An 11030-nucleotide genomic window follows, 5' to 3' on the forward strand; every position below is an offset into this window, starting at 1 on the left:
GGACACGAAACCGCAGGTCAAAAATAGGTTGTGCGATTCGCGTCGCCCCGCCTACTCTGGATTCGTCAGCACGGGGAGAGACTCGTATGTCCGTAACGGGTCACCTCACAGGTGGAAGCCCTCGAGCACAGGAAGGAGCGGATCAGTGAACGGAATCATCAAGGCGGCACTCGTCGGAATGCCCGCGGCGCAGCCGAGCCTGGCTCTGGCCATCGATGCACCCCGTCACGCCCGCTTCTGGGTCGACGAGACCCGCGTGCCGGTGGCCGTCCATCCGATCGCCGGCCGGGTAGCCAAGGCACCCGCAGGCGAAGCAACCGCCGCAGCGCGAGCGCCGCAGCGGTTCCCCGTGCAGATACGAAATCCGCGGAGTCACTGACTCCGACCTTTCGGGCCACGGGCGAATCGCAGAGGCGAAACCCGTGGCCCCTTTGTGTACGACCGTGAACCACCTCTGACGACCTCGTCCGACACCGGCGAGTGCCGAGGCTTTCGTTTCACAGTCGACATCCACATCGGGACTCGGGTGCAACACACCAAACACGAGCAGATGTGGAGAGCAGAATGACTGTCGATTACGTTCTCGAATCCTGTCTTTCGGCGGACCGCGAGTCGGTCGGCGGCCTGGACCTGCCCTGCCAGGTGGCCGACGCCGATCTGTGGTTCGCCGAGGATCCCCGAGACCTGGAGCGCGCCAAGGCCATGTGCGCCGAATGCCCGTTGCAGCAGGCCTGCCTGCAGGCCGCGCTCGACCGCGCCGAGCCCTGGGGGGTCTGGGGCGGCGAGATCCTCGAGCGAGGCGCGGTGATTGCGCGGAAGCGTCCCCGTGGCCGCCCCCGCAAGAACGCCGCGTGAGAGGTGGGGTGTCCGGACTCAGTCGGCGAGTCCGGGCACCCACTTCTCCATGATCGCCCGGTAGGGCGCGTCCGCCTCGAGCTGCGATGCGATCCCGACACAGCCGGCCAACACCCGGAAGACCATCACATAGTTCTTGGGCACGTTCAGGTTTCGTGACGTCTTGTACACATCGCCGCGAACATCGGTGGCCTGGCCGGCCGCTCGTTGCATCCACTTGCGAGTGAAGTGGAAGGACTCGGTGTACAGGGGATCGACGTAGGGCTTCAGATATGCCTCGATGTCGGCTGCGCTCACCCGATCGGCGCGCGACGCCAGGATGAAATCGGTGCGCACCATCAGGTCTTTGAGTTCTTCGTACTGTTTGTCGCGGGCCAGACGCAGGATCTGTCCTGTTTCGCTGGGCAGACCATTGGGGTAGTGTCCGACGGCGCCGAAGTCCAGGGCGCCGAACCGGCCGTCGGCGGTGATGAAGAAGTTGCCCGGATGCGGATCACCGTGGAGCAGGCCCACTCGGAACGGCGAACTCACTTCGAAGGTGGCCATCTTGGCGGCCGCGTCGTTGCGGGTCTCCTGATCTCCCGAGACGATGATCTTCGACAGAGGTGTGCCCACAAGCCATTCCGACACGATCACCTTCGGTGCGCTGGCGACGACCTTGGGGATGACGAAGTCCGGGTCGCCATCGAAGGCCTTCGCGAACGCACGTTGGTTGTCCGCTTCGCCGAGATAGTCGAGTTCTGCCTCGGTGCGATCGATGAGTTCGTCCATCATCGCCTTGACGTCGGTGCCCGGTGACAGTTTCTGGATCACACCCGACATCCGCGACAGAGTCTTGAGGTCGGCCTTCAATGCATGATCGGCGCCGGGATACTGGACCTTGACCGCCACCTCGCGACCGTCCGACCAGATTCCCTTGTGGACTTGGCCGATGCTCGCCGACGCCGCCGGCTCGTCGGAGAACTCGCGGAAGCGGTCACGCCATTTGGTGCCCAGTTGCTGATCGAGCACCTTGTGCACCTTCGGTGCCGGCATGGGGGGCGCCTCGGCCTGCAATTTGGTCAAGGCCTCGCGGAACGGTTCCCCGAATTCGTCGGGGATGGCGGCCTCCATGATCGACATGGCCTGGCCGACCTTCATCGCGCCGCCCTTCAATTCCCCGAGAACGGAGAAGAGTTGTTCGGCGGCGCGTTCCAGCATTTCCTGCTGGACCTCGTCCTTGTCCCGGCCGACCATGCGTTTGCCGAGTCCGGCCGCAGCGCGACCGGCCATTCCGATGGGCAGTGACGCCAGTCTTGCGTTGCGCCGTCCCTGTCCCCGAGCGATGTCACTCATAGCGTCCTTTCCCCACCACAGGATAGAGGACCAGACGCTGCACCCGGTCGCCGCCACACGTGGGCATCACCCTGCCCGTGCCGCCGCCGGTCGGCACAGACAGAGGGGATGTGGCGGCCATCTGGTCGCAACCAGGCGGGCCGGGGCCGGATGGAACTCCAGCGCCCGGTCGATCAACTCGGGTGCACGATCAGTGCGATCCGACCACAGCGCCGTCCCGAGTTGCTCGATCTGTGACTGGGCGAGTGCGGCCGTGCCGCGCACGATGCCGGCCGAACCGAATCCGATTTGCGCGACCAACTGAGCCGCCAACATCGGCCAGTCCGGCTCGAGGTCTGCCCGGTGGCGATCGGCGCAACGCAGACAACTCGACAGGCCCGGCAACACCAACGGACCCACCACACCCACCCCGTCGCGTACACGTACCGGCAGATGCGCGATCCGCGCGTCGATCAGCGCGTTGACGACCTCCGGATCATGCACGAGGTAGTCGGTGAGCACCACGAGGTTCGCGGTCCAGCCGTCGACGGCGACCACCGGCGGCCGCCGCGCCGATCTGCGCGGCGCCAGACCCGACTCGGTGAGCGAGGTGATCAGCAGATCGGCCAGGGGGCCCTCACCGTGAAGCGCAATGCGCAAGCTCGTGGCCGCCGGACCCGAGGCCGGGATGGTCGCGAGGCCCGCCGCGGTCAGGTGCGAGACGATGTCGGTGAGGTCGGTGACGGTCAACCCGATCGCGCGTGCCCTGCGTTGTGTCTCGGCTACCGGTGTGACCACCGCGAATCCTCGGAGCAACACCGCGACGTCGGCGGCCCGCACTGGCGAGGGCACGTCGATCACGAGGCTCCCGTGTGGGTCGCTGCCCACATGGACACGGTTGCCGGGCCGCACCAGCACCGGTGTGCCCGGACGCAACAGCGGCAGGCTCAGAGTTGCGACGTTGGCCGGTGCATCCGGCTCCTCCGCACCCTCGCCTGCCGGAACCGCACATCGGACACCTCGATCGGACATGGCGTCACTGTGCCACCTATGGGTCCGGATGCCCCGGAGTTGTCCACAGGCGCAGGGGGCCGAGGAGGTTATGCAGAATTACCGTCGCGGCCGCCGTCCTCATGGTCCGTGTCTTTGCCGGCTGGGTTGTCTCCCGCGCCGGAGTCGTCCGCGGGCTCGCGACCGTCGGCCCCGTCGGCGGATTTCTCGGCGCGTTCCTGCGCAAGGGTGGCCTCGAGCTGGGCGATCGGATCGTCGAACGAGCTCACGCCGCCGCCGATGACACCGTCGATGAAGGCGGCGGGATTGTCGAGATCTTCGGCGTCGGGCATCAGATCGGGGTGCGCCCACACCCCATCACGGGTGGCGATGGCCCCGGCCTCGAGCAGCTGTCGCCACAGGGCCGATGCCTCGCGCACCTTCCGCGGCCGCAGCTCCAGGCCGACCAGGGTGGCGAAGGTCTGTTCGGCGGGGCCACCGGAGGCGCGTCGGCGGCGCATCGTCTCCGTCAGCGCGCCGACGCTCGGGATGCGGTCGGCCAGTGCGGTCGACACCACCTGCTCCACCCACCCCTCGATGAGGGCGAGGAGCGTCTCGAGGCGCGCGAGGGCCGCCTGCTGCTCCGGGGTGGTGGTCGGCTCGAAGGATGCCGACGAACCGATCAGTTCCTCGAGTTTGGCCGGGTTCGACAGCAGCTCCTGAGGATCGACACCCGAGGTCATGTCGGCGATGCCGCTGAAATCGATGCTGATCCCACGGGCGTACTCCTCGACCGTGGACAGCAGCCGTTGGCGCAGCCACGGGACATGGCTGAACAGCCGGACGTGCGCGGCTTCCCTGGCGGCGAGGAAGACGACGATCTCCTGGGCCGGCTGCTCGAGGCCCTCGGCGAACTTCGCGATCGCCTCGGGCAACAGGACCGCCACACCCTCCGGAGCCAGGGGCAACCCGACGTCGGTCGAGGTCAGCACCTCCTTCGCGAGCTGGCCCAGTCCCTGACCGAGCTGGGTGCCGAAGGCCATGCCGCTCATCTGGGTGAGCATGCCCATCATCGGTCCGGCGAACTGGGCGGCCTCGGCCGGAAGATTCTGCTCCCAGGTCCGCGACAACTGCTCGGCAACGGGATCGCACAGCCGTTTCCAGGTGGGCATCGACTCTTCGAGCCACGTCACCGGCGTCCACGCCACCGACTGACGCACCCCGCTGGGGAAGGTGGTGACATCATCGAGCCAGACCTCGGCCAGGCGGACCGCGTCGGTGACAGCGTTGGTCTCCTTGTCCAGCACCGGCGTGAAGTTGCCGATCTGTTGGCGCGCCAGATTCGATGCGACCTGGTAGTTCACCGGGCCGCCACCGCCGGAGCCGGGAGTCATCCCGGCGCCCATGCCGCTGAACATGCTGCCCAATTGGGAGAACATCTGGCCCAATTGAGCTGGATCGAACGAACTGGGATCGAAACCCTCACCGCCGAGGGCGAATCCGAAGGGATTCTGGGTGCCGCCGGAGGATTCACCGGACCCGGACTGATCCTTACGGCGCTCGTTCTCGGCGCGGCGCTCATCATCTCCATCACCGGATGGGGAGAAGCCGAAGGGCAGATCATTCATGGTCTCCACGGTACCGTCCGCAGTCCGGGGAGGCGTTCGCCTTGAGCGTAGGCGGCTCACGGTGCCACGCCGAGGCCGGACCGGCGGCCCCGATCGCCGTCGGGGAGGTCAACTACTGTGAGCGGAATGAGTCTTCAGCCCGGTCACCGCCGGCTCGCGACGGTCGCCGTGACGGCGGTGGTGTTCGTGGCGTTGCTGTTCATCGGTACATCCGTGCAGGTCCCGTTCGTCGCGCTGGGGCCGGGTCCCACCGTCAACACCCTGGGCGAGCTCGACGACAAACCGGTCGTCGACATCACCGGTGTGCCCACCGACCCGACCACCGGAAACCTCAACCTGACCACGGTCTCGGTGACCGACGGGATGTCGTTGTTCCAGGCGTTGGGTATGTGGATGTCGGGCACCTACAGCCTCGAGCCGCGCGACCGGCTGTTCCCACCGGACCAGAGTCCCGACGAGGTGCGCGAGCAGAACCAGCAGGAGATGACCGGGTCCGAGGACAGTGCGACCGCGGCGGCACTGCGCTACCTGGATCGCCCGACCAAGCTGGTGCTCACCTCAGTCGCCGACGGCGGTCCGGCAGCCGCCGAACTCGAGGTGGGTGATCAGGTCCTGGCCGTCGACGGGCAGGCGGTGTCGACGACCGCGCAGATACAGGAGGCGGTGATGTCCCGCGCACCCGGCGACTCGGTGCCCATCGCCATCGATCGGGGCGGACAGCGGCAGTCGGTGACGGTCACCTTGGCCGCTCGGCCCGACGACCCGGAGGTCGGCTACCTCGGTGTCACCCCGGAGGTGGTCAATGCCGACCCGGCGTTGAAGATCTCCTACAACGTCGGCGACATCGGTGGTCCGTCGGCCGGGATGATGTTGACGCTCGCTGTGATCGACCGTCTGAGCCCGGGAGAGCTGACCCACGGCGACTTCATCGCCGGCACGGGCACCATCACCGAGGATGGGGTGGTGGGCCCGATCGGCGGAATCACCCACAAGACCCGGGCGGCGCGCGACGCCGGTGCATCGGTGTTCCTGGTTCCCGAACGCAACTGTGCCGAAGCCGTATCCGATGCGCCCGACGGTCTCACCCTGGTCAAGGTGGCGAACCTGGACGGTGCGGTCGACGCGTTGGACGCGATCGGTGCCGGCCGGTCGGCGCCGCATTGCTGAGATCGACAGGGTTCCCCAACTGACGGGTCGGCGCCGTCGACGCCGACTACTGATACGAATCGACGTCTGATGCGAATCGTCGCCGGCTCCGCACGGAGTGGAGTGGCGATCAGCTCTCGTCGAAGGTGTGCGCGAGCGCGGTCCGCAGCTCGGCGGCGAGGTCGTGGCGGGTGAGCAGTTCGATGTCGCCATCGGTGACGTCGTCTGCGGGGTCCGGACGTAGATGCAGCAGACCCAGGGTGGTCCCAGAGCGCAGCGCGCCGACGATGAGACGCGCCACCCGGCGTTCGGGGTGCGCGGCTGCTCCCGAGAGGGTGTCGGTGCCCTCGGCCTCGGGCGGCAGGACGACGATCTCCTGGATCAACGCCGCTCCGGCGACCGCGGCAGGCCAACTCGTGGTGGCCAGTGCTCGTTCGATATCGGCCGTCAGGTCGGTCTTTGAGCGGTCGGTGTCCCCGGATGTCGCCTCGTCTGCTCGGGAGGCCACCGCCGCAACGTCGGCGGTTGTGTCGCGGGGGAAGGGTTCCTGTGCGATCGGACTCAGGACGGAGTCGTCGTCGGGGGCGATCAAGCCCGGCTGTGAGGCCGCCAGGATCGCGGTCGGTACCAGGGCGAACAGCATCGGTGGCTGTCCCCATCCCGCCGGGTCGACGAACTCGACGATGTCGCGCAGGGCGGCACCGAGATCGTCGACGGACAGCGTGGCGGGGTCGCTGGCGGGGCCTGAATCGTCGGTCACGGCCCCCATCTTGCCGTTTCGCGTCGGTGTGACGCGGAACTCACCGCGTCGGTCGATCGTTGGCGGGGTGTCGTGCACATCCGGCAGCACGTGACGGCCATCTCGATATGGCGCGGAACGAAGCGGTACTCGGCGCCCGTGTGGCGCAGTCGATCGTTGTCCGGAGCCGACCAGTACAGTTGGGTGCACGAGTCAGGCGGGCGTCCACGCCGGTCGGGCCGATGTCCGGAATGAGAACTTTGGAGAGTGGGTCAGGTGGGCGTTCGCGGGCCGGCTGGTATGCCGACACTGTCGCGCAGAAGCAAGATCGCCATCGGGATCGGCGTCGGCATCCTGGTGCTGTTGCTGGTGGGGCCCCGTCTGGTCGGGTTGATCACCGACTGGTTGTGGATGTCCGACGTCGGATACACGCGGGTGTTCTCGACGGTCATGTGGACCCGCGTGATCCTGTTCCTGGTGACCACGCTGGTGGTCGGGCTGCTGATCTTCGGCGCCATCGCGATGGCGTACCGTTCGCGTCCGGTGTTCGTGCCGGCCTCGGGACCCAATGATCCGCTCGCGCGCTACCGCAGCACAGTGATGGGCCGTACCCGGTGGTTCGCCATCGTTCCGGCCGTGATCATCGGCATCCTGGCCGGGCTGGTGACGCAGGGGTCGTGGGCCACGGTGCAGACCTTCTTGCATGGTGAGCAGTTCGGCGTCACCGACCCGCAGTTCGGCATCGATGTGAGTTTCTACGCCTTCGACCTGCCTTTCATCAGGCTGGTGCTGAACCTGCTGTTCGTCATCGTGGTGATTGCCTTCCTCGCGAACCTGCTGACGCACTACCTGTTCGGGGGCATCCGGCTGACCGGCGGTGGCGCCAACGGCAACGGACCGTCGTTCTCCAACGCGTCCCGTATCCAGCTGGCCGCGCTCGCCGGAACCTTCCTGCTGCTCAAAGCGGCCGCCTACTGGTTGGACCGTTACTCGTTGCTCTCGAGTCAGCGCAAGCAGGACATCTTCACCGGCGCCAGCTACACCGACATCAATGCGGTGCTGCCGTCGAAGCTGATCCTGATGGCCATCGCCATCATCTGCGCGGTCGCGTTCTTTGCCGGCATCGTGCTGCGGGATCTGCGGGTACCGGCGCTGGCGACCGCGTTGATGCTGCTGTCCGCGTTGGTGATCGGCGTGGGTTGGCCGCTGGCGATGGAGCAGTTCTCGGTCAAGCCGAACGCGGCACAGAAAGAGTCCGAGTACATATCGCGAAACATCACCGCCACCGAACAGGCCTATGGGATAGGTCCGGAACAGGTGACCACCCAACCCAACTGGACGGCCGAACCGGTCAACCAGCCGTCGGTGGACGCGGACACGCCGACGTTGTCCAACATCCGCATCCTGGACCCGAACATCGTCTCGCCTGCGTTCACGCAGTTGCAGCAGCGACAGAACTTCTACGGGTTCCCGACACAGTTGGCATTGGATCGCTACGACATCGACGGCGAGATGCGCGATTTCGTGGTCGCGGTCCGCGAGATCGATCCTGCGCGACTGGTCGGCAACCAGACGAACTGGCTCAACAAGCACCTCGTCTACACCCATGGCAACGGCTTCGTCGCGGCGCCGGCCAACCGGGTCAATCAACCGGCCTCCGACGACGTCGAGGGTGGCGGTTCTCCGGTGTTCTTCGTCAGCGATCTGTCGAACTACCAGACCGAGGAATATCAGAACGAGGCGCCGATCAAGGTCACGCAGCCACGTATCTACTTCGGCGAGCTGATCTCGCAGGTCGACCCCGACTACGCGATCGTCGGTTCCAACAGCGACCAGTCCCGCGAGTACGACACGCAGGACTCGACGTACACCTACCAGGGCGATGCCGGTGTGTCGCTGGGCAACTACTTCAACCGGTTGCTCTATTCGATCCGGTTCGCCGAGCGCAACTTCCTGCTCTCCGGTGAGATCAACGAGAATTCGAAACTGCTCTACGACCGAGACCCGCGCGACCGTGTCAAGAAGGTCGCGCCGTGGTTGACCGTCGACTCCAAGACCTACCCGGCCGTGATGGCGGACGGGTCGATCAAGTGGATCGTGGACGGTTACACGACGCTGGACAACTACCCGTACGCGCAGCGCACCTCCCTGCAGGCGGCCACGACTGACGCGCAGGAACTGAACCAGGGCCAGACCGGGCGCACTCAGGTCAATCGCAGCGTCTCCTACGTCCGAAACTCGGTGAAGGCCACCGTTGATGCCTACACCGGCGAGGTCACGCTCTATCAGTTCGACGACCAGGACCCCGTGTTGCGGACGTGGATGAACATCTTCCCCGGAACCGTGAAATCGCGCGCGGAGTTCGATCAGCAGGAATCGCTGGCCGATCACGTCCGCTATCCGGAGGATCTGTTCAAGATCCAGCGTTCGTTGCTGACGAAGTACCACGTCACCAACCCGCAGCAGTTCTTCGAGGGCAGCGACTTCTGGTCGGTGCCGTCGGACCCGACGAACGAGGACGCCGACGCGCAGGGCCTCGATCAGCCGCCGTACTTCTTCGTGGCGTCCTCGCCGGAAAACGGTCAGCCGTCCTTCCAGCTGACGTCGGTGCTGACCCGCCTGAACCGCCCGATCCTGGGTGCCTACATGACGGTGTCGTCGGATCCCACCGACTACGGTCAGATCACGGTCAAGACCATTCCGACCAACATCCAGCGTGATGGTCCGCGCCAGGCGTTCAACCCGATGCAGCAGGATGATCGCGTCGCCGAGAGTCGACGCAACTTCCAGGGCAACGTCGACGTCATGTTCGGCAACCTGTTGACGCTGCCGGTGGGTAACAGCGGAATCCTCTACGTGGTGCCGATGTATGCGCAGGCACGCGGTGAGGGTACGTATCCGCGCTTGTTCCGGGTGATCACCCGTTACGAGAACCGAGTGGGCTACGCGCCCACCACGGCGGGCGCGCTCTCACAGGTGGGCATCAACCCGCAGGGGGCCGCGCTGGTGCCCGGCGAGACCGCTCCGCAGCCGGAAACGCCCACGGAGAACGGGCAGCCGCCGGCCGAGGAGCAGCAGCAGGCGACCCCGCCTGCGGCAGGCTCGACCCAGGAGCGCGATGCGGCGCTGCAGGCGATCAGTGAAGCGCTCGACGCACTGGCGGAGGCGCAGAGTTCGGGGAACTTCACCGCCTACGGTGAAGCCCTCGACCAGCTGAACCAGGCTGTACAGGCCTACGAGTCGCTGCCGAACTAGCGAGTTACAACCGAACCGGCCCGCGTGAGCGCTCTGCTCACGCGGGCCGATTCGGTTGGTGCGGGTCGGTTCGGTTGGCGCAGGTCGTCGACGGGCCGCGCGAGGCGAGACGGACCGCGCGAGGCGAGTCGGACCGCGCGAACCGTCGGGCCCGCGTCAGCCCGACGGGTCCCGCGGGGCTAGCTCACTCGCGGTAGCGACTGCGGTACCGGCCGAGCTCGGCCTCGGTGTTGTCGGGAAGGACCGGGCTGTGGTGGTGGCCGTGGGTCAGCGTCATGAAGATCGCGGTCGCACCGGCAAACGCGGCGATCATCATCAGACCGAACACGATGGCGGGCACCACATTGCCGCCGGCCATCGAGACCAACCACAGCGCTGCGCTGGCGAACCCGCCGAGCACCAACAGGTATCCGAGAACGCTCATCGGATGATTTCCGTGGCTCTCGTGGTGGGGTAGGTGGTGAGATGCCATCGTTCCTCCTCGTCTCGCTATGAGCGGTAGCTGTGACGCCAGAATACCTCGCTGTGATGTCTGTCACATCCCGGATTGGCCTGTTTACCGTTCAGGACCGGTGTTGGGCGAGGTGGCGCTGCTTTCGGCGTCGCTGTCGTCGGGGATGAGCGGGCTGCGGCGCCCAGCCGACTCGCCAGCGTCGCGTAGATGACCGCTGCGCCGAACAGGGATGTGTCGACCACGGCTGTGTGACGCGCCGCATGGTTGCCGACCGTGCTGGCGTTCGCCACGCACGGCTGCGTCGGAGCTGACCGCTCAGTAAGGTGACTGCGGCGCTGTCGGCGCCGCACTGAACTCGGGGGAAGGCGGGCGCATGCCACCACTGTCTCGGCTGGCGCGTCTACAGATCGCGGCCGTGGTCATCATCGGGCTGTTCGCTACCGCCTATGCCGGTGTCCGGTACGTCCACGTGGAGCGGGTCGTGGGTATCGGCATCTATACGGTGACCGCGTCGATGCCGTCTTCGGGTGGCATTTTCACGAATGCGGAGGTGACGTATCGGGGTGTGCCGGTGGGTCGGGTCGGGCAGTTGTCGTTGACCGATGACGGTGTGGATGTGGCGTTGGAGTTGGATTCGGGTGGTCCGGAA

General features: G+C 66.3%; 10 protein-coding genes. 5 read left to right on the top strand and 5 right to left on the bottom strand.

Annotated elements, in window-relative coordinates:
* The first annotated feature begins 145 nt into the window (after positions 1-145).
* Positions 146-379, top strand: coding sequence for a hypothetical protein (locus OSB52_RS14415; RefSeq protein ID WP_235724584.1), 234 nt, complete (start codon positions 146-148; stop codon positions 377-379).
* 185 nt (positions 380-564) lie between these two features.
* Positions 565-855 carry a WhiB family transcriptional regulator gene (locus tag OSB52_RS14420; RefSeq protein WP_266062381.1) on the top strand — a complete coding sequence of 97 codons (291 nt, stop codon included), beginning with the start codon at positions 565-567 and terminating at the stop codon, positions 853-855.
* Between the two features lie 18 nt (positions 856-873).
* Here the strand turns inward: OSB52_RS14420 and OSB52_RS14425 are convergent, their stop codons facing one another.
* From OSB52_RS14425 to OSB52_RS14435, 3 genes are all read right to left on the bottom strand, one after another.
* Positions 874-2190 (bottom strand): ABC1 kinase family protein, encoded by a 1317-nt coding sequence (locus OSB52_RS14425; RefSeq protein WP_266062383.1) that lies wholly within the window; start codon positions 2188-2190, stop codon positions 874-876.
* A 66-nt stretch (positions 2191-2256) separates the two neighbouring features.
* A complete protein-coding gene (locus OSB52_RS14430) occupies positions 2257-3201 on the bottom strand; it encodes a hypothetical protein (RefSeq protein WP_266062384.1) in 945 nt (314 codons plus the stop codon).
* A gap of 68 nt (positions 3202-3269) precedes the next feature.
* Positions 3270-4787: a zinc-dependent metalloprotease gene (locus OSB52_RS14435; RefSeq protein WP_266062385.1), complete on the bottom strand. Its 1518-nt coding sequence runs from the start codon at positions 4785-4787 to the stop codon at positions 3270-3272.
* A 126-nt stretch (positions 4788-4913) separates the two neighbouring features.
* Between OSB52_RS14435 and OSB52_RS14440 the strand changes: the two genes are divergently transcribed.
* A complete protein-coding gene (locus OSB52_RS14440) occupies positions 4914-5954 on the top strand; it encodes a YlbL family protein (RefSeq protein ID WP_266062387.1) in 1041 nt (346 codons plus the stop codon).
* Between the two features lie 109 nt (positions 5955-6063).
* Here OSB52_RS14440 and OSB52_RS14445 read toward each other — a convergent pair whose 3' ends face one another.
* Positions 6064-6702 (bottom strand): PPA1309 family protein, encoded by a 639-nt coding sequence (locus OSB52_RS14445; protein ID WP_266062403.1) that lies wholly within the window; start codon positions 6700-6702, stop codon positions 6064-6066.
* Between the two features lie 270 nt (positions 6703-6972).
* Between OSB52_RS14445 and OSB52_RS14450 the strand changes: the two genes are divergently transcribed.
* Positions 6973-9927, top strand: coding sequence for a UPF0182 family protein (locus OSB52_RS14450; protein ID WP_372512435.1), 2955 nt, complete (start codon positions 6973-6975; stop codon positions 9925-9927).
* Positions 9928-10111: 184 nt separating this feature from the next.
* Here OSB52_RS14450 and OSB52_RS14455 read toward each other — a convergent pair whose 3' ends face one another.
* Positions 10112-10399, bottom strand: a complete 288-nt coding sequence (locus OSB52_RS14455; RefSeq protein ID WP_266062390.1) for a hypothetical protein — start codon at positions 10397-10399, stop codon at positions 10112-10114.
* 355 nt (positions 10400-10754) lie between these two features.
* Here OSB52_RS14455 and OSB52_RS14460 point away from each other — a divergent pair.
* Positions 10755-11030 (top strand): MlaD family protein (locus OSB52_RS14460; protein ID WP_266062391.1); only part of this gene is annotated, 276 nt, incomplete at its 3' end.

Source organism: Gordonia aquimaris (genome assembly GCF_026262595.1).
GTDB lineage: Bacteria > Actinomycetota > Actinomycetes > Mycobacteriales > Mycobacteriaceae > Gordonia > Gordonia tangerina.